We start from the raw sequence: 18484 nt of genomic DNA on the forward strand, positions 1-18484 counted from the left end.
CCCCTCCACCAGGCGCCTTGCGTGAATAGCGGCAAAAATGGAGAAATGCCCGAATAATCTGGCAGGCTCGACGTTATGACGCCGTCGTCCCCTTACGGCCCGCCCCAGCCGCCCGACCCATCCGGCCGGTCGGTGTACGGGGGCGCGCGTCCCACGCTCGTCCGGATGCGCAGGCGACGTAGCCGCAGTCTCCTGCTCGGCCTGCTCGTGCTCGCTGCCGCCATCGGTGTGCTGCTGAACAGGGGCGGCGAGCCGCCAGCCGAGACTCCTGCCGCCAACACCCAGGGCGAAATGGGGCACGGCGGTGGGGTGGCGGCGCACCCGGCGCCCACCAGCTACCCGTCGGTCGGAGCGGGACGGTTCGCCGCGGCTGACGGTGAGACACCCGTGCACGGTGCGGATGGACCGCTGCGTCGTTACCGGGTCGCGGTCGAACGCGGCACCGGCCAGGACGCCGACGCGTTCGCCGCCAAAGTTGACGAGGTGCTGGCCGACGAGCGCAGTTGGATCGCCTCCGATGAGCTGCGGGTGCAACGGGTGGCCGACGCCGGGGCCGCCGACTTCACCATCTACCTGGCCACCCCGGTCACGTCCGAGCGGATGTGCGCCGAGGGTGGGCTGACCACCGAGCGCTACACCTCCTGCCGTCTGCCCGGCCAGGTCATCATCAACCTGGCCCGCTGGATGGAGGCGGTTCCCGACTACGGTGCTCCGCTGGACACCTACCGCACCTACGTGATCAACCACGAGGTGGGCCACGAGTTCGGCGAGGAGCACGAGGCGTGCCCCGGCCCGGGGGAACCCGCCCCGGTGATGCAGCAGCAGACGTACGGCCTGCACGGCTGCGTCGCCAACGCCTGGCCGTACGTCGACGGCCGTCGCTACTCGGGTGACATCGTCCCCTGATCGACGGGGTCGTCGGTTATTCCCGCTCCCGCATCGCGGACCACGTGTCGTCCCTCATGGCCGAGGGGGGCTCCGGCGAGCAACAATGGCGCGGTTCACACCGCCGATCCCGGGGAGTCCACCGTGTCGTTGCCCCCGCTCGTCGAGCCCGCCGCCGAGCTGACCGTTGACGAGATCCGCCGCTACTCACGCCACTTGATCATCCCGGATGTCGGGGTGACCGGGCAGAAGCGGCTGAAGAACGCCCGGGTGCTCTGTGTCGGCGCCGGTGGCCTCGGGTCGCCCGCCCTGCTGTATCTCGCCGCGGCCGGGGTCGGCACACTCGGCATCATCGATTTCGACACCGTCGACGAGTCCAACCTCCAGCGCCAGGTCATCCACGGCGTGTCCGACATCGGCCGGTCCAAGGCGGAGTCCGCCGCCGCATCGATCCGCGAGATCAACCCCCTGGTCAACGTGGAGATCCACAACACCGCGCTGGACCGGGAGAACGTCCGGGAGATCTTCGCCCAGTACGACCTGATCGTCGACGGCACCGACAACTTCGCCACCCGCTACATGGTCAACGACGCGGCGGTGCTGCTCGGCAAGCCGTACGTCTGGGGCTCGATCTACCGCTTCGACGGCCAGGCGTCGGTGTTCTGGGCCGAGCACGGCCCCTGCTACCGCTGCCTCTACCCGGAGCCGCCGCCGCCCGGCATGGTTCCCTCCTGCGCCGAGGGCGGCGTGCTCGGGGTTCTCTGCGCGTCGATCGGCTCGATCCAGGTCAACGAGGCGATCAAGCTACTCACCGGCATCGGTGAGCCGCTGGTCGGCCGGCTGATGGTCTACGACGCCCTGGAGATGGAATACCGCAAGATCAAGGTTCGCAAGGACCCGAACTGCGCGCTCTGCGGCGAGAACCCGACGGTCACCGACCTGCTGGAAGACTACGAGGACTTCTGCGGCGCGGTCTCCGAGGAGGCCCAGGAGGCGACGCTCGACTCGACGATCACCGCACTGGAACTCAAGGACTGGCAGGACGCCGGCAAGGACATCTTCCTGGTCGACGTACGGGAGCCGGCCGAGTTCGAGATCGTCCGGATCCCCGGCTCCACCCTGATCCCCAAGGGCGACATCATCTCCGGAGATGCGCTCGCGCAGCTCCCGCAGGACCGGCAGATCGTGCTGCACTGCAAGTCCGGTGTCCGATCGGCGGAGGCGCTCGCCGCGCTCAAGGCGGCCGGTTTCCGTGACGCCGTGCACGTGCAGGGCGGCGTGCTCTCCTGGATCAAGCAGATCGACCCGTCGCTGCCCGCGTACTGATCGACTGAGCCGGGGCGGCCGACACCGCCGCCCCGGCAAAATCGACGCAGCCGACGCCGAGCAGCCCTCCGGCGGGAGCGACGCAGCCATTTCGGGCTGGCCGATTCTCCGAGGCGGCATCGCGTCTGCGCAGGTAGCGTTCCCGCCGTGGTCGACTTGGAAGCCGCGATCGGGTTCGTCGTGGCGCATGGGGACGCGGTGGAACGCGCCCGCCTTTCCTGGCTTCGCAACGGCACCCCGGTGCCCGCCGAGTTGCTGGAGACGGCGGAGGTCGGCCAGTCATCCGACGGCGGCTGGCCGGCCACCTGGGGCGGCGAGATCGCCTCGATCGACGCCACCTGTTTCCGGCTCGCCGAGCTGGACGACCTGGGTGCGCTCGGCCGTTCCGCCGCTCGCCGGGCACTGGACTGGCTGGCCTCCCGGCAGCAGGCCGACGGCGGCTGGGACGAGGACGCGTCGCTGGCCGAGTCGGCTCCGGAGTGGGCCCGGCCGGGCGACCCGGAGGCCGGGTTCCTCCTGTCGGCCAACGCCGGTTTCTGGCTCACCGTTGCCGGCCTGGACGCCCGCGCCTCAGGCCCGCTCGACCACCGGGTCGGTGGGGCCTACGCCGGGGTGGTGCAGGCGGCGGCCCACTCGCTCGCCGCACGGCTGCGCCCGGACGGCAGTTGGCCCTCGTTCCTCGCCGCCGGCTGGCTGAGCGCGGCGGTGCTGTACCGGCAGGACATGTTCCAGGAGTCAGCGCGGATCCAGGTGGTGCTCGCCGAGCGGATGCCGAAGATGTCCCCGGGGAACGTGGCGTGGCTGGCGGCCACGCTGCGCCGTGCCGGCATCGACCCGCAGGACTGGATCATGGTGCGGGCCCTGCGCCGGCTCGCCGAGACCCAGCGCAGCGACGGCGGCTGGGAGAGCGACGACGGCCACCCGTTCGACGTGCACGCCACGCTGTCCGCGATCCGGGCCGCCCGGCCCGCGACGCCCGGCTGAGGCCGCCCGGCTGAGCGGCGGTTCGCCCTAGCGCAGGTGCCCGTCCCCGGTGACGACGTACTTGGTGCTGGTCAGCTCGGGCAGGCCCATCGGGCCACGGGCGTGCAGTTTCTGCGTGGAGATGCCGATCTCCGCGCCGAACCCGAACTCGCCTCCGTCGGTGAACCGGGTGGAGGCGTTCACCATCACCGCCGCCGCGTCCACCCGGGCCACGAAGTCGCGGGCCGCGCTCGCCGAGTCGGTGAGGATCGCCTCGGTGTGCCCGGTGCCGTACCGGCGGATGTGCGCGACCGCCGCGTCCAGCGAGTCGACCACCGTGACCGAGATGTCGGCCGACAGATATTCGGTGGCGTAGTCCTCCTCGGTGGCCGGGACCACGGCCGCTGAGTATGCGGCCACCTCTGGAGAGCCGTGCACGGTCACCCCGGCCTCGGCGAACGCGGCCAGCATCGCCGGCAGGAACGCGTCGGCGACGCCCGCGTGCACCAGCAGCGACTCGGCGGTGTTGCAGGTGGAGAGGCGCTGCGTCTTGGCGTTCAGCGTCACCGCGACGGCCTTCGCCACGTCGGCGGCGGCATCCACGTAGACGTGGCAGTTGCCCACCCCGGTCTCGATCACCGGCACGGTCGACTCCTCGACCACGGTGCGGATCAGCGACGCTCCACCGCGCGGGATGAGCACGTCGACGAGCCCTCGGGCGCGCATCAGCTCCTTGACCGACTCGCGGGAGCTGGCGTCGAGCAGTTGCACCGCGTCGGCCGGCAGCCCGGCGGCGGCGACCGCGTCGCGCAGCACCGCGACCAGCGCGGCGTTGGAGTGTGCGGCCGAGGACGACCCGCGCAGCAGCGCCGCGTTGCCCGACTTGAGGCAGATCCCGGCTGCGTCCACGGTCACGTTCGGCCGCGCCTCGTAGATGATGCCGACCACCCCGAACGGCACCCGGATCTGGCGCAGCTCCAGACCGTTGGGCAGGGTGGAGCCACGGACCACCTCGCCGACCGGGTCGGGCAGCGCGGCCATCTGGCGCAGCGCGTCGGCGATGCCGGCCACCCGGCCCGCGTCGAGGGCGAGCCGGTCCAGCACGGCCGCGCTCAGCCCGGCCTCCCGGCCGGCCGCCAGGTCCGCCTCGTTCGCGGCCAGGATCTCCGGGGTACGCGTGACCAGCGCGTCGGCCATCGCCGCCAGCGCGGCGTCCTTGACCGTACGGGTGGCCACGGCCAACTCCGCGGCGGCGTCCCGCGCCCGTCGCGCCTGCTCGACGACGCTCATGCCGGCACTCCGCTGCGCTCCGTGCCGCCCTGAGGCCACAACGCCCTGAGTCGATGATTCGCTCGCTGGCGCTCGCTCAGGCCGGCACTCCGCTGCGCTCCGTGCCGGCCTGAGGCCACAACGCCCTGAGTCGATGATTCGCTCATTCTGCACTCCTCGGGTGTGAACATGGGGGTCCGTGCCTACAGCAGTACGAGGTCGTCGCGGTGGACGACCTCTCGTTCGTACGCGGGGCCGAGCGCCGCGGCGAGTTCGGAGGTGGAGCGGCCGAGCAGCCCGGGCAGCTCCACCGCGTCGTAGTTGACCAGCCCTCGGGCGACCGGCGCGCCGGCGGTGTCCACCAGGTCGACGGGGTCGCCCGCCGTGAACGTGCCGTCCACGGCGGTGATGCCGGCGGGCAGCAGCGACTTGCGCCGCCCGACGACTGCGGCCACCGCGCCCGGGTCGAGGTGCAGCCGCCCTCGGGGCGTGGTGGCGTGGGCCAGCCAGAACAGCCGGGCCGTCGGGCGTTGCCGCTGCGGATGGAACAGTGTGCCGACCGGCTCGCCGACCAGTGCCGGACCGGCGAGGTCAGCGGCGGTGAGCACCACCGGGATGCCGAAGCCGGTGGCGATCCGGGCGGCCTCGACCTTGGTCACCATGCCGCCGGTGCCGACGCCGGACCGGCCGGCCCCGCCGATGGTGATCCCGGCGAGGTCCGCGTCGTCGCGGACCTCCGCGATCCGGGTCGAGTGCGGTTTGGTGGGGTCGCCGGTCCAGAGAGCGTCCACGTCGGAGAGGAGCACCAGCAGGTCGGCGTGCACCAGGGCGGCCACCAGAGCGGCCAGCCGATCGTTGTCGCCGAACCGGATCTCCTGGGTGGCCACCGTGTCGTTCTCGTTGACGATCGGCACCGCGCCCAGGTCGAGGAGCTTGCGCAGCGTTCGGTACGCGTTGCGGTAGTGCGCCCGTCGGGTCACGTCATCGACGGTGAGCAGCACCTGCCCGACGGTGCGGCCGTGCCGGGCGAAGCTGGCCGCGTACCGGCCGATCAGCAGGCCCTGCCCGACGCTGGCGGCGGCCTGCTGGGTGGCCAGGTCGCGCGGGCGTCGGGTCAGCCCGAGCGGGGCGAGCCCGGCGGCGATCGCGCCGGAGGACACCAGCACCACCTCGCGCCCTTCGGCGGCGAGTCGACCGAGGGTGTCGACGAGCGTGTCGACGCGCTCGTCGGCCAGCCCGCCGGTGGCGGTGGTCAACGAGGAGGATCCGATCTTGACGACGACCCGCCGGGCCGTCGTGACTGCGTCGCGCACCCGACCATTCTGCGTGGTCACGGCCGGACCGTCCGGCGGCCTTCCCATATGGTGGCGGGTTGTGACACCTGACGAGTACGTCGAGGCGGTGCTCGACCTGGTCGAGCGGATCCCGGAGGGCCGGGTGATGTCGTACGGCGGGGTCGCCGACGCGCTCGCCGAGCGCTCGGGGCGTGCCTCGGCCCGGCTGGTGGGCAACATCATGGCCCGGCACGGTGGCTCGGTGCCCTGGCACCGCGTGGTGGCCGCATCCGGCCGGCTGCCGCCGGGACACGAGCGGGAGGCGCGGGCCCGACTGCGGGCCGAGGGGGCGCCGCTGCGCGGCGAGGGCGTGGACATCGCGGCGGCCGGTTGGTCGCCGGATGAGGGGATGTGACCTTCGGCATAACGTGAGTAACATTCGGCCCCATGAAAACGCCGCCGGGCCCCGGCTCGTCAGCCGCCGGTTCGCTGCCCCGGCCGGTGCACGCCGGCTACGCGCTCGGCTCACTGGCGACCGGTGCGTTCGGCACCGTGCCCGGTCTGCTGCTGCTGCCGTACCTGACCGACACGCTGGGCGTGGCCGCCGGGCTGGCCGCCCTGTTGGTGCTGCTGCCCAAGGCATGGGACGTGCTGGTCAACCCGGTCGCCGGACGGATCTCCGACCGCACCCGGTCGCGCTGGGGTGCCCGCCGGCCGTACCTGCTCGTCGCCGGCCTCGCGCTCGCCGTCCTGTTCGCGTCCATCTTCGCCGCGCCGTTCGGTAACGGCCCCGCCGCCGTGGCGTACGTGGCGTTCGCCTTCCTGGCCACTGCCACCGCGTTCGCCTTCTTCCAGGTGCCGTACGTGGCGATGCCGGCGGAGTTGACCGACGACTACGCCGAGCGCACCCGCTTGATGACCTGGCGGATCGCGGTGCTGGCGCTGGCCATCCTGGTCTCCGGCGCGATCGCCCCGCTGGTGGTGACCGCAGGCGGCGACGGCGTGGCCGGACACCGGTGGATGGGGCTGTTCGTGGCGGCGCTGATCGCCCTCGGTGCCGTCGGCGCGTTCCTCGGCACCCGGTCCGCGCCGACCGGCACGGTGGGCGGCAGCGAGCCGACCCTGCGCGCCCAACTCGCCGTGGCCGCCGCCAACCGGCCGTTCCGGGCGCTGCTGATCTGCTTCGTGGTGCAGTCCGCCGGGGTGGCGACGATCCTGGCCGGAGTCAACTACTTCGCGGGGCAGATCCTGCGCGACGACAAGAGCGGGCCGACCCTGCTCTTCGTCTGCTTCGTCGGGCCGGCGCTGCTGGTGATGCCGATCTGGACCCGGGTCGGTGCCCGGTTGGGCAAGCGGACCGCGCTGGTCGTCGCCTCGCTGATCCTCGCCGCCGGGGCCCTCGCCCTGGTCGCCGCGTCGGTGCTGCCGACGGTCGCGGTCTACCTGGTGGTCGCGGTGATCGGCGTCGGGTACGCCGGGCAGCAGGTCTTCGCGCTGGCGATGCTGCCGGACTGCATCGCGTACGACACGGCGCGCACCGGTCGACGGCAGGCGGGTGTCTTCACCGGCCTGTGGACCGCCGGGGAGACCTTCGGCCTGGCACTCGGCCCGGGCATCTACGGACTGGTGCTCCAGATCTCCGGCTACGTGTCCTCCGACACCGGCTCGGCAGCCGCCCAGTCGGACACGGCGAGACTGGGCGTCCTCCTCGGCTTCACGATCATCCCAGCCCTGCTGATAGCCCCCCCGATCCTCGTCCTCCGGAGCTACACCCTCACCCCCGCCGTCCTAACCGCCACCACCGCCGCCGCCACGCACGACCAGCGCGTCGATCATGGAGTTGTGGTGGGGGACGAAAGCCGCTGACCATGACAAGAAGGGCACCACGAGTCCATGATCGACGAGAACAGGGTGAGGGTCGGGGCGTTTTTCGCCGACGGGGTGGCCGCAGAGGACGTTCTTGCCGAGGTTCGTGCGTTGCGCGGCGCTGACCGGCCTACGCACGGGGGGCGGCTGTTCGCGTACGTCTACGACCCGGCGGTGCCGGGGCTGGACGAGCTGGCCGCTGCCGCCCACCGGGAGAGCGCGCACGTCAACGGGCTGGACCCGACCGCGTTCCCGTCCCTGCTGGCCATGGAGAACGCGTTGGTCGGTACCGCTGGCCGGGTGCTCGGCGGCGGGCCGGACACGACGGCACCGGACGTCGTCGGCAGCGTCACCAGCGGCGGCACCGAGTCGCTGATCCTCGCCGTCAAGACGGCCCGGGACGCCCACCCGGAGATCGCCGCACCCCGGATCGTGGTGCCGTCGAGCGCGCACGCCGCGTTCGCCAAGGCGGCGCACTACCTGCGGGTGGCGATGGATGTCGTGCCGGTCTCCCCGGACACGCTGCGCCCCGACCCGGCTGCGATGGCAGCCGCCATCCGCCCGGAGACGGTGCTGGTCGCCTGCTCCGCGCCGTCGTACGCGCACGGGGTGATGGACCCGGTCGCGGAGATCGCGGCTGCGGCGGCCGACGCCGGGGTGCGCTGCCACGTGGACGCCTGCTTCGGCGGCTGGACCCTGCCGTACCTGCGTCGTCTCGGGGAGCCGGTGCCGGCGTTCGACTTCGCGGTGCCCGGGGTCACCTCCATCTCGGTGGACCTGCACAAGTACGCGTACGCGCCGAAGGGCGTGTCGGTGCTGCTGCACCGCGACGCCGCGTTGCGCGCCCCGCAGTACTTCGCGTACGCCGACTGGCCCGGCTACACGATGATCAACCCGGTGATCGCGTCCACCCGCTCGGGCGGGCCGATCGCCGCCGCGTACGCGACTCTGCGGCACCTCGGCGACGACGGCTACCTGCGGCTGGCCGCCCTCACCCGGGACGCGGTCGCTGGCCTGGCCGACGCGGTCCGCGCCGTCGACGGGCTGCGGCTGATGGCCGAACCAGAGTCCACAGTGGTCTGCTTCACCGCCACCGAGGGCGGCCCCGACCTGTTCGTCCTGGTCGACGAGCTGACCGCGCGTGGCTGGCACACCCAACCCCAGTTGTCGTACGCCGGCCTGCCCGCCAGCGTGCACCTCACCGTGACCGCGGCGGTCGCGCCCCGGGTGGCCGAGTTCGGGCCGGACCTGGCCGACGCGGTGGCCACGGCCCGGGCAGCCGGCCCGGTCGCCCTGCCGCCCGAACTGACGGCACTGGCGACGTCGCTGACCCCGGACGCGCTCACCCCCGAACTGGTCGCCGGCTTGGCCGGCGCGCTCGGACTCGGCGCCGGGGACGCGCCGACGCCGGACCGGATGGCGGTGGTGAACACGCTGCTCGACGCCGCTCCGCCCGCGGTGCGCGAACGGCTGCTGGTCGAGTTCGTCGGGTTGCTGCAACGTCCCACCTGGTAGGCCGGCGGCTGAACCGCCGGTGCCCCACCCGTACGGGTGGGGCACCGGCAGGCTCAACGAAGATCGAGCGTGACCTTGTTGTCGTCCGGCGTGAGATCGCGCCATCTGCGGTCCTGCCGGTCCCAGTGCGACACGACGATGTTCCGCGGAGTCATGGACTCCTGCCGCGCCCCGCCGGGCACCAACTCCTCGAAGGTGTACTTGCGGGTCTCACCGCCCGGTATCCCGGGCAGCAGACACGCGGAGTCGTCCGGCTCGGTCGCCGGCGGCGGGTCGCACGTCGACCAGTCGCCGCCCGTCGGCTCGCCCAGGCCCAGCCCCTCGAAGCTGATCCGCTCCGCGTCGCGAGGTCCGGCATTCTTGACGGTCAGGACGGTGGTGAGATGTTGCCGGGCGTCGTTCTCGACGAGCCCACCCAGCTTGTACGTCATGGTCAGTCGCAGATTGGTGAGCCGACGGTCCTTTCCGAACGTCGTCGGGCCGTCCGTCTGGGTGAACCGGCCCCCCTCCCACCGGTACGTGCGCAGTTGTTCCTGCCGCCAGTACGTCGGGATGTCGCAGCATGGCTGAAGGTCGGCCACCCGTACCTGGACCGAGCCGGCCGTGGAGACCGTCACGCCGAGGATGTCCTCGACACCGTCTGTGGTGCGGACGACGCGGCCGAGCGTCACGATCCGCCCACTGCTGTCCCGGTCGAAGGCGACCACCTGCTTCGCCAACGCCTCGCCGAACCGACAGGCGATGACGGCGACCGTCTCGTCGGCGCCGTCGCCGTCGAGGTCGGCGTGGCCCACCGGAACGTCGGTGAGCAACGGCACGTAGGCGGTGTTGGAACTGGTCGCCAGGCGCACCTTCGCGGTTGTGCAGGTCGACGGCAAGTTCGGCGGCCAGTCCGGCAGGTCGAGGCGTGCTGCGAGTAGCTGCGTCCGGCTGATCCGGGCGTCCGGCGTCCCCGTGGCGGTTGCCGGCGGGCTCGGCGACCCGGTGACGGTCGGCGTGGGGCCTGCCGTCGGCGGGGCTGTCGGTTCGACGGACTCCGCCGGCACCGGCGGGTGAGGATCGTTACGCAGCGCGGCACTGGCGACGACCGGGGCCACGACCAGGATGACCCCGGCGACAGCCACGGCCACCGCCGTCGTCCGCCGCCTTCGGCGCAGGGTGTGCCGCGCCCGCTCCGGCCCGGGACCGACGACGCTGGCCGTCACGTCACTGCGGTACGCGGCGAACCGCTCGCGCAGTAGCGGATCGAGGTCAGACATCCCACACCCCCTCGGTGTTCTCGTCGAGCAGACCGGCCAGGGCGACCCGGCCGCGATGCAGCCAGGACTTGACGGTGCCCTCAGCCACCCCTTCCTGAGCAGCGATCTGATGCACCGACAGGTCGGCCAGGTAGTGCAGGATGACCGCCCGGCGGTGGTTGGGGGGCAGCTTCGCCAGCGCGGCGTCGATGGCCACGCGGTCGGGCGTCGGTCCGGCGACCTCCGCCTCGGTTCGCCGTTGCCGCAGCAGGTGGTCGCGGGCGGTGCGGAGCCGGCGCCACCGGCTCCGGGCGAGGTTCCACGCGACCCGCCGGACCCACGCCACCGGATCCTCGTACCGGACCAGGCGGTCCCAGCGGGCCAGCGCCCGGCAGAACGCCTCCTGAGCCAGGTCCTGCGCCTGTCCCAGGTCCCCGGTGTACGCGCACAACTGCGCGGTCACCCCTCGGAAATGTGCGTGGTAGAAGTCGTCGAAGGTTGTCGTAACCGCGTCCGACCCGCCGGTCCTCATCGCCACCGGTGGCTCATTCGCGCGTGCCCCCATCGTTGCCGTCACTGCCCCTCCCCGTCGCCGTAGGGTCAGTCCCCCTGGCGCCGGTAACACTCCACAGCGGCCGGGGTGGTTGCGGATCCCGTGCCGTAAACCCGACTGTCCGCCGTCGCGGGTCGGCGTCGCCACCGGCACCCAGGGTTGCGCCCGGAGGCTGTGGTTGACTGTCCGGTGGGGGACGGGAGGGGAAATGGTGCAGCTGCCGGCAGTGCTCGGTGAGCCGATCCGGTTCGTGCTGAACTGGGGGCGCCGCTACTCGCTCTGGGTGTTCAACTTCGGCCTGGCCTGCTGCGCGATCGAGTTCATCGCCACCAGCATGGGCCGGCACGACTTCATGCGACTCGGCGTGATCCCGTTCGCCCACGGCCCCCGGCAGGCCGACCTGATGGTCGTCTCCGGCACGGTGACCGACAAGATGGCCCCGGCGATCAAGCGGCTCTACGACCAGATGCCCGAGCCGAAGTACGTCATCTCGTTCGGTGCCTGCTCCAACTGCGGCGGCCCCTACTGGGATTCGTACTCGGTGACCAAGGGCGTCGACCAGCTCATCCCGGTCGACGTGTACGTGCCCGGCTGCCCGCCTCGGCCGGAGGCGCTGCTGCACGGCATCCTGCGCCTTCAGGAGAAGATCGCCGCCGAGCAGTCGGGCGTGGGTGGCGTGCCCCGCCCGGACGTGCTCGCTGCGCCGTTGGACGCCCCGCCCCGCGAGGCCGCCGCCCCGCGCTCGGTCGACTCGCTCACCGCCCCACCGGTACGCCCACCCGCCCAGAACTGACGGCACAGCCGCCGTTGGTGGAGCGGACCTTGGCCCGTCGGCCGGAGGGGACAAGTCGGTTGTCCGACGTCCGGGGTGGCTGGGCCGGGCTAGCCTGCGCATCATGAGCAGCTCCACCGACCAGCGGTCCGCCCACATCGTCGACGTGCTCACCGAGGAGTTCGGTGCGTCGATGGCGATCGACCCGGCCGCCTTCCGCCGGAAGTTCCGCAAGATGGCGGCCTCACCGTTCGCCTTCTACCGGGGCAGCGCCGCGCTGTTCTACGCCGACCAGCTCGGCGAATTCGCCGACGACCGGTTCTCCGACGAGCGGACCAGTCGGGTGTGGATCCACGGTGACCTGCACGCGGAGAACTTCGGCACCTACATGAACGCCTCCGGGCAACTGGTGTTCAACGTCAACGACTTCGACGAGGCGTACGTCGGTCCGTTCACCTGGGACCTGCGACGGCTCGCGGCCAGCGTGGCGCTGCTCGGCTACGGCAAGGCGCTCTCCGACACGGCGATCGGGGACCTGGTGGCCGGCTTCGCCCGGTCGTACCTGACCGAGCTGCGCGCGATCGCCGCCGGCGGTGACGACGCGATCGGCTCGATCACCCTGGACAACGCCGACGGGGTGCTGCGCCGGGTGCTCCAGCAGGCCCGGCTCAACACCCGCGTCGACCTGCTCGCCGCGCAGACCACCGTCGACAACTACGAGCGACGCTTCTCCATCGGTGACGGCGTCTTCGAGATCGACGACGCCACCCGGGACAAGGTTCGGGCCGCCTTCCAGGACTACCTGGGCACCCTGCCCGCCGCCTCGACGCAGCTCCGGCCGGTGGCGGCGCGGATCAAGGATGTGGTGCTGCGTAAAGGGGTGGGCATCGGCTCGGCCGGGTTGCCGTCGTACAACCTGCTGCTGGAGGGGCACACCCAGGCTCTGGAGAACGACGTCGTCATCTACATGAAGCAGGCGCAGGTGCCGGCCGTGGCGCGGTACGTCACCGACGAGTCGGTCCGCGGCTACTTCCAGCACCAGGGTCACCGGACTGCCGAGTCGCAGCGGGCGTTGCAGGCGCACGCCGACCCGTGGCTGGGCTTCACCGAGCTGGACGGGACTGGTCAGCTCGTCGCCGAGGTCTCCCCGTACGCCGCCGACCTGGACTGGTCGGACGTGAACGAGCCGGAGGAGCTGACCGGGGTGCTCGTCGACCTTGGTCGGGCGGTGGCCCGGATGCACTCGGTCGCCGACGACGAATCCAGCCACGACCTGGTGGACTACTCCACCGAGGAGGCGATCGTCGCGGCGGTGGATGCCGACGAGTCGGGCTTCGTCACCCACCTGGTGGACTTCGCGCACGTGTACGGGGTGCGCGCCCGGCAGGACCACCAGCTCTTCGTCGACCTGTTCCGCAACGGCCGGCTGCCGGGCATCTGATCGGGAGGGGCGTCGCTCAGGACGCGAACTCCAGCACCACCTTGATGTCGTCCGGCCCGGAGGTGTACGCGTCGGCGTACCTGTTCACCGGCACCCGACGGGTGATCAGCGACTCGAGCCACACCTGGTCGGCTCGGGAGAGTGCCTGCGCGGCCATGTTCCAGTGCCGCCGGTTGGCGTTCACCGAGCCGAACACCACGTTGTTCTCCAGCACCAGCGCCCGGTTGAGCGCCCCGGCGTCGAAGTCGATGATCCGGCCGCCGCTGGACACCCCGGCGAGGCAGACGATGCCGGTCGGGGCCGCCTTGCACATGACGTCGAGGACAACCGTGGGTGCGCCGGTGCACTCGATGACCACGTCCGGCTCGAAGGGCAGGTCGTTGACCGGCACCGCGTGGTAGGTGGCGCCGAGCGCGGCGACCAGCTCCGGCTTCGGGCCATCGGTCGCCCGGTCCAACACGTGGACCGAGAGCCCGCGCTGGGCGGCGAGCAGTGCGGCCAGCAGCCCGATCGGCCCGGCACCGGTCACCAGCACCGTCTGAGGCTGCCACTCGGCCCGGTGCCCGATCCGCTCGATGTGGTCCCATGCCTTGGCCACCACGCTGGTCGGCTCCAGCAGCACGCCGACCTGGGCCAGCGCCGGGTCGAGTCGGACCGCGAACTGGGGTTCGATCCGCCAACGGTCGCGCGCGAAACCGGGCAGTGCCTTGATGCCGTGCTCGGTGAACTGCCCGTTGCGGCACATGTCCCACTCGCCGACCGCGCAGTTCGAGCAGGGCACCGGGTCGGGATGCCGGACGATCCCGGCGACCAGGTCACCGGGTTGCAGGGTGCCGGTCGGGTCCTCGATCACCCGGCCGAGCGACTCGTGCCCGATGATGAGGCGGTCGGCACCCGGCGGCGCTTCGCCGTACGCACCGGCGATGATCTCGTGGTCGGTGCCGCAGATCCCCACCGCCAGCGCCTCGACCAGGACGGCGCCCTCCTCGGCAGCCGGCTCGGGCTGATCCTCGACGAGGCCCAGCGAGTTGGCGACCCCGGGTGTCACAGTCACAGCGCGCACACCCTCATCCTTCCCCGCCGAGCGCTGCGCCGCGACCAAAGCCGGCAGATCGCCGGGCATCGGCGACGGACGGGCGCGGTCCGGGCCGGCACTAGGATCAGCGGCATGACTCCCGAAGAGGTCGGCGCTCGGCTGGTCGCGCTGCTCGCGCCGGTTGAGGCGACCCCGTCGGTCTCCGGCGGGCAGCGGTTCGCCCGTGCCACCGTCGATGTGCCGCCGGCGAGCTGGCTGGTCGCTGTTCGCGCCGCCCGCGACGACACCGAGCTGGCCTGCGACTTCTTCGACTGGCTCTCCGCCGTGGACGAGTTGGCCGAGGGCTTCGACGTGGTGGCGCACCTCTGGTCGACGCGGCTGCGGCACGGTGTGCTGCTGCGTACCCGGTTGCCGCGCAGCGCGCCCACGGTCGCCTCGGTGGTCGACGTCTACCCGGGTGCCGCCTGGCACGAGCGGGAGACGCACGAGATGTTCGGCATCGACTTCGCCGGTCACGGGGAGTTGCGGCCGCTGTTGCTGCCGCCGCAGTTCGAGGGCCATCCGCTGCGTAAGGAGTTCGTGCTCGCTTCCCGGGTGGCCAAGCCCTGGCCGGGTGCGAAGGAGCCGGGCGAGTCCGAGGCCGGCGGTGGGCGCCGACCGATCCGCCCGCCGGGCGTTCCCGCTCCGGGCGAGTGGGGGACCACGCCCACCCCGGCCGGCGCGGGTGGCGTGGGGGAGGGTCCGCGCGGCGGCACCCCGGCCAGGCCGGCCGGTGAGCGTCCGGCGCGGCCGGCCCCGGGGGCCCGTCCGGCGCGTACTCCCCGGTCCTCAGCGGCCGACGACGGCCGGGCCGCACCCGAGCAGCCCGCGCCCGGCCCGGTCGCGGACCCGCCGGCCCGCGCTGACCGCACCGACGACGACGGGGGTACGACCTGATGCCGCTCTGGGTGGAGCTGGTGCTGCGGGTGGGCGGCGTGTTGGTCGCGTTCCTCACCCTGCCGTTGCTGGTCGGCCAGACCGAGCACAAGGTGATGGCGCACATGCAGGGCCGGCTCGGCCCGATGTACGCGGGTGGCTTCCACGGCTGGGCCCAGTTGGTCGCGGACGGGGTCAAGTTCGTGCAGAAGGAGGACATCACCCCGCGCGAGGCGGACCGGGCGGTGTTCCGGCTGGCCCCGGCGGTGGCCCTGGTGCCCTACCTGCTGGTGCTGCTGGTCATCCCGCTCGGCCCGAACGACCTGGTCGGGCAACCGTTGGACATCGGCCTGTTCTTCGTGCTGGCCGTGGTCGGTGTCGGGGTCGTGGCGGTGCTCATGTCGGCGTGGGCGTCGGCCAACAAGTACAGCCTGCTCGGTGGGCTGCGTGGGGCCGCCCAGTTGCTCGGTTACGAGCTGCCGCTGGTGCTGGCCGCCGCCTCGGTGGCGATGGCGGCGGGCACGCTGAGCCTCTCCGGCATCGTCGAGGCGTGGCAGCCGTGGTGGCTGCTCTGGCAGGCACCCGCGATGATCATTTTCTTCGTCGCCGGGCTGGCCGAGATCCGCCGGCCGCCGTTCGACATGCCGGTGGCCGACTCGGAGCTGGTCTTCGGCTACATGACCGAATACACGGGTCTGCGCTTCGCGTTCTTCCTGCTCGCCGAGTACGTCGGCATCGTGGTGATCGCCGCGCTGACCACGGTGCTGTTCCTCGGCGGGTGGCAGGGCCCGTTCGCCGACGAGCAGTTGGGCTGGCTCTGGACGCTGCTCAAGGTCTTCGCCGTGGCCTTCGTGATCATCTGGCTCCGGGTGTCCTACCCCCGGCTGCGCGAGGACCAGCTGCAACGGCTCTGCTGGCTGGTGCTGGTCCCCGCGTCCCTGGCGCAGCTGGTCCTGACTGCAGCCGTCCGCATAGCCCTCTAACCCGACCCCCACGCCGCGTCGATCTTGCACTTCCTGCCCCGACAAAGGCGGTGAAGCGGGCATTTCGGCGGCACAAAGTGCAAGATCGGCGGGGCGTGGGGGCGTGGGGTCTGTTTAGCGCAGTGGGGTGTGTGCGGGGTCGACGGGCTCGGCCGGCGGCGGGGGCGGGGTGCCGTCGCCGAAGGGACGGCCACCCAGGGCTTCCCGACCGTGCGGGGTGACCCAGTTGGACAGGTCGGGCCCGAGCGGCACGACCCCGGTCGGGTTGATGTCGCGGTGCACCTCGTAGTAGTGCCGCTTGATGTGGTCGAAGTCGGTGGTGTCGCCGAAACCGGGGGTCTGGAACAGGTCCCGGGCGTACGCCCACAGCACCGGCATCTCGCTCAGCTTCTGCCGGTTGCACTTGAAGTGGCCGTGGTAGACCGGGTCGAAGCGAGCCAGCGTGGTGAACAGCCGCACGTCGGCCTCGGTGATGGTGTCGCCGACCAGGTAGCGCTGGTCGGTCAGCCGCTCGCTCAGCCAGTCCAGCCGGTCGAAGAGCCGGTGGTACGCCTTGTCGTACGCCTCCTGGGTGCCGGCGAAACCGCACCGGTAGACGCCGTTGTTGACGTCGGAGAACACCACGCGGTTGACCTCGTCGATCTCAGTCCGCAGGTGTTCGGGGTAGAGCTGCGGGGCGCCGTCGCGGTGGTACGCGCGCCACTGCGTGGACAGGTCGAGGCTCATCTGCGCGTAGTCGTTGGTCACCACCTGCCCGGTCGGCACGTCGACGATCGCCGGCACGGTGATGCCGCGCTCGTACCCGGGGAAGCGCTTGAAGTACGCCTCCTGGATGCGCTCGATGCCGAGCACCGGGTCCCGGCCACCCGGGTCGAGGTCGAAGGTCCAGCTCCGAGCGTCGTGGGTCGGCCCGGCCACCCCCATCGAGATGGCGTCCTCCAGGCCGAGCAGCCGCCGCACGATGATCAGGCGGTTGGCCCACGGGCAGGCCCGACTGACAACCAGCCGGTACCGGCCCGGTTCCGCCGGGTACCCGTCGCGCCCGTCCTCGGTGATCCGGGTGGCGATGTACCGCTGGTCGCGGGTGAACCCGCCGCCCGGCTCGACGTACTTGCCGCCTGTTTCCTCGCCCACGTCACCCTCCGGTCTGTTGCCGTCTCCGTCCCATCCTCGCGGATCTCCGGCCTGGCGGTGCCGGGCGGGTCAACCTGGCCTCGTCTCATGGGCCACCGGCGCGACTACCCTGCCGTCATGACGGATGTGGAGGCGGCGGCCCGGCGGTTCATCGCCGACGTGTGGAACGCACGCCGGGAGGAGTCGGCGTACGAGTTGATCGCCGAGGAGTGCCCGGGGCTGGGCGGCACCGGGCCGGAGGCGACGCTGGCCTGGCACCGCGAGCGGCGGGCGGCCTTCCCGGACCTGCGCTACAAGATCGTGGACGTGGTGGCGGCCGGTGAACGGGTGGCCGTCCATTGGCGTGCGGCCGGCACGCACGTCGGTCAGTTCGGGCCGGTGCCCCCGACCGGGCAGGTGGTCAGCTACTCCGGTGCGACGTTCCTCCGCTTCGACGCGGCGGGCCGGATCGTCGAGGTGTGGAGCTGCAACGAGCTGTTCCAACTGCTCCAACAGCTCGGCGTCGAGATGCTCCCACCGACGGTCGTCGGTGGACCCGGGGCGTGATCCGGCTGATCGGTAGGTCGCCGCGCTTCCCGAGCAGACCCTAGGGTCATCGACCCACGGGTGGTGGTCGCGCGCACCGGGGCCACAGGGCAGGATGGTCGACATGAGCGACCCCAGCGAGCACGGCGACCCGGCCGGCGCCACCAGCGCGCGCGGTCTGCCCGGCGCGGGCCTGGTGAAGGGGCTGGCGGTCACCCTCAAGACGATGACCAGCCGATCGACCACCCAGCAGTACCCGGACGTGGCCCCCGACCTGCCGCCCCGCTCGCGCGGTGTGATCGCGCTGTCGGAGGAGAACTGCACGGTCTGCATGCTCTGCGCCCGCGAGTGTCCGGACTGGTGCATCTACATCGACTCGCACAAGGAGGAGGTGGTGGTGCCCGGCGCCGCCCGCCCCCGCCAGCGCAACGTGCTCGACAAGTTCGACATCGACTTCTCGCTCTGCATGTACTGCGGCATCTGCATCGAGGTCTGCCCGTTCGACGCGCTCTACTGGTCACCAGAATTCGAGTACGCCGAGTACGACATCAAGGACCTGCTGCACGACAAGGATCACCTCGGTCAGTGGATGGCCACCGTCCCACCGCCGCCCGCGCACGACCCCAACGGCGAGCCGGCCAAGGAGGAGACCGCCGCCGCGCGCAAGGCGGCCGCCGCCCGTCCGGCTCCTCCATCGGTACGCTCCGAGCCCGACGCCGACCCAGGTGCCGCCTCGTGACCGCGCGACGTGGGACCGCGCGACGTGGGACCGCGCGATGTGTGACCGCG

General features: G+C 71.9%; 17 protein-coding genes and 1 pseudogene. 12 read left to right on the forward strand and 6 right to left on the reverse strand.

Annotated elements, in window-relative coordinates; all coding sequences use genetic code 11:
- Nucleotides 1-165 precede the first annotated feature (165 nt).
- The 3 genes and pseudogenes from ABZS37_RS18085 (at nt 166) to ABZS37_RS18095 (ending at nt 3195) form a co-directional block, all read left to right on the forward strand.
- The gene (locus ABZS37_RS18085; RefSeq protein WP_355170258.1) at nt 166-906 is read left to right on the forward strand and encodes a DUF3152 domain-containing protein; all 741 of its coding nucleotides are present in this window, start codon (nt 166-168) and stop codon (nt 904-906) included.
- A 56-nt stretch (nt 907-962) separates the two neighbouring features.
- Nucleotides 963-2211 (forward strand): annotated as a pseudogene (moeZ, locus tag ABZS37_RS18090) (adenylyltransferase/sulfurtransferase MoeZ).
- Nucleotides 2212-2358: 147 nt separating this feature from the next.
- Entirely contained in the window at nt 2359-3195 is an 837-nt protein-coding gene (locus ABZS37_RS18095) for a prenyltransferase/squalene oxidase repeat-containing protein (RefSeq protein ID WP_355170260.1), read from the forward strand.
- A 27-nt stretch (nt 3196-3222) separates the two neighbouring features.
- On the opposite strand, the gene ABZS37_RS18100 is transcribed toward ABZS37_RS18095, so the two are convergent.
- The gene (locus tag ABZS37_RS18100) at nt 3223-4464 is read right to left on the reverse strand and encodes a glutamate-5-semialdehyde dehydrogenase (protein WP_355170262.1); all 1242 of its coding nucleotides are present in this window, start codon (nt 4462-4464) and stop codon (nt 3223-3225) included.
- Between the two features lie 182 nt (nt 4465-4646).
- A complete protein-coding gene (gene proB / locus ABZS37_RS18105) occupies nt 4647-5756 on the reverse strand; it encodes a glutamate 5-kinase (RefSeq protein WP_355170264.1) in 1110 nt (369 codons plus the stop codon).
- Nucleotides 5757-5817: 61 nt separating this feature from the next.
- On the opposite strand from proB, the gene ABZS37_RS18110 reads away from it, so the two are divergent.
- Genes ABZS37_RS18110 through ABZS37_RS18120 form a run of 3 tightly spaced genes read left to right on the forward strand, consistent with a single transcriptional unit; the run spans nt 5818 to nt 9098 of the window.
- Nucleotides 5818-6132 (forward strand): MGMT family protein, encoded by a 315-nt coding sequence (locus ABZS37_RS18110; RefSeq protein WP_354996746.1) that lies wholly within the window; start codon nt 5818-5820, stop codon nt 6130-6132.
- 32 nt (nt 6133-6164) lie between these two features.
- The gene (locus ABZS37_RS18115) at nt 6165-7583 is read left to right on the forward strand and encodes an MFS transporter (RefSeq protein WP_355170266.1); all 1419 of its coding nucleotides are present in this window, start codon (nt 6165-6167) and stop codon (nt 7581-7583) included.
- A gap of 27 nt (nt 7584-7610) precedes the next feature.
- Nucleotides 7611-9098 carry an aminotransferase class V-fold PLP-dependent enzyme gene (locus ABZS37_RS18120; protein ID WP_355170268.1) on the forward strand — a complete coding sequence of 496 codons (1488 nt, stop codon included), beginning with the start codon at nt 7611-7613 and terminating at the stop codon, nt 9096-9098.
- A 53-nt stretch (nt 9099-9151) separates the two neighbouring features.
- On the opposite strand, the gene ABZS37_RS18125 is transcribed toward ABZS37_RS18120, so the two are convergent.
- Both ABZS37_RS18125 and ABZS37_RS18130 read right to left on the reverse strand, forming a co-directional pair.
- Nucleotides 9152-10357: a hypothetical protein gene (locus ABZS37_RS18125; protein ID WP_355170270.1), complete on the reverse strand. Its 1206-nt coding sequence runs from the start codon at nt 10355-10357 to the stop codon at nt 9152-9154.
- On the reverse strand, nt 10350-10868 hold the full coding sequence (locus ABZS37_RS18130; protein WP_355170324.1) for a SigE family RNA polymerase sigma factor: 519 nt from the start codon (nt 10866-10868) through the stop codon (nt 10350-10352). Before ABZS37_RS18130 ends, ABZS37_RS18125 begins: the two co-directional genes overlap by 8 nt.
- A gap of 232 nt (nt 10869-11100) precedes the next feature.
- Between ABZS37_RS18130 and ABZS37_RS18135 the strand changes: the two genes are divergently transcribed.
- Both ABZS37_RS18135 and ABZS37_RS18140 read left to right on the forward strand, forming a co-directional pair.
- A complete protein-coding gene (locus ABZS37_RS18135) occupies nt 11101-11682 on the forward strand; it encodes an NADH-quinone oxidoreductase subunit B family protein (protein WP_355170326.1) in 582 nt (193 codons plus the stop codon).
- 103 nt (nt 11683-11785) lie between these two features.
- Nucleotides 11786-13102, forward strand: coding sequence for a DUF2252 domain-containing protein (locus ABZS37_RS18140; RefSeq protein ID WP_355170272.1), 1317 nt, complete (start codon nt 11786-11788; stop codon nt 13100-13102).
- A 16-nt stretch (nt 13103-13118) separates the two neighbouring features.
- Here ABZS37_RS18140 and ABZS37_RS18145 read toward each other — a convergent pair whose 3' ends face one another.
- On the reverse strand, nt 13119-14165 hold the full coding sequence (locus ABZS37_RS18145; RefSeq protein ID WP_355170274.1) for a glucose 1-dehydrogenase: 1047 nt from the start codon (nt 14163-14165) through the stop codon (nt 13119-13121).
- Between the two features lie 105 nt (nt 14166-14270).
- On the opposite strand from ABZS37_RS18145, the gene ABZS37_RS18150 reads away from it, so the two are divergent.
- Both ABZS37_RS18150 and ABZS37_RS18155 read left to right on the forward strand, forming a co-directional pair.
- Nucleotides 14271-15074, forward strand: coding sequence for an NADH-quinone oxidoreductase subunit C (locus ABZS37_RS18150; RefSeq protein WP_355170276.1), 804 nt, complete (start codon nt 14271-14273; stop codon nt 15072-15074).
- Nucleotides 15074-16036, forward strand: a complete 963-nt coding sequence (locus ABZS37_RS18155) for a complex I subunit 1 family protein (RefSeq protein ID WP_354996735.1) — start codon at nt 15074-15076, stop codon at nt 16034-16036. Before ABZS37_RS18150 ends, ABZS37_RS18155 begins: the two co-directional genes overlap by 1 nt.
- Nucleotides 16037-16150: 114 nt before the next feature.
- On the opposite strand, the gene ABZS37_RS18160 is transcribed toward ABZS37_RS18155, so the two are convergent.
- Nucleotides 16151-17170, reverse strand: coding sequence for a glutathione S-transferase C-terminal domain-containing protein (locus tag ABZS37_RS18160; protein WP_355170278.1), 1020 nt, complete (start codon nt 17168-17170; stop codon nt 16151-16153).
- A gap of 117 nt (nt 17171-17287) precedes the next feature.
- On the opposite strand from ABZS37_RS18160, the gene ABZS37_RS18165 reads away from it, so the two are divergent.
- Together ABZS37_RS18165 and ABZS37_RS18170 are read left to right on the forward strand one after the other, a co-directional pair.
- Nucleotides 17288-17716, forward strand: a complete 429-nt coding sequence (locus tag ABZS37_RS18165; protein ID WP_355170280.1) for an ester cyclase — start codon at nt 17288-17290, stop codon at nt 17714-17716.
- Between the two features lie 103 nt (nt 17717-17819).
- Nucleotides 17820-18434, forward strand: a complete 615-nt coding sequence (locus tag ABZS37_RS18170) for an NADH-quinone oxidoreductase subunit I (protein WP_354994989.1) — start codon at nt 17820-17822, stop codon at nt 18432-18434.
- Nucleotides 18435-18484 lie beyond the last annotated feature (50 nt).

Source organism: Micromonospora sp. NPDC005413, assembly GCF_040606435.1.
In the GTDB taxonomy this organism is placed as follows: Bacteria; Actinomycetota; Actinomycetes; order Mycobacteriales; family Micromonosporaceae; genus Micromonospora.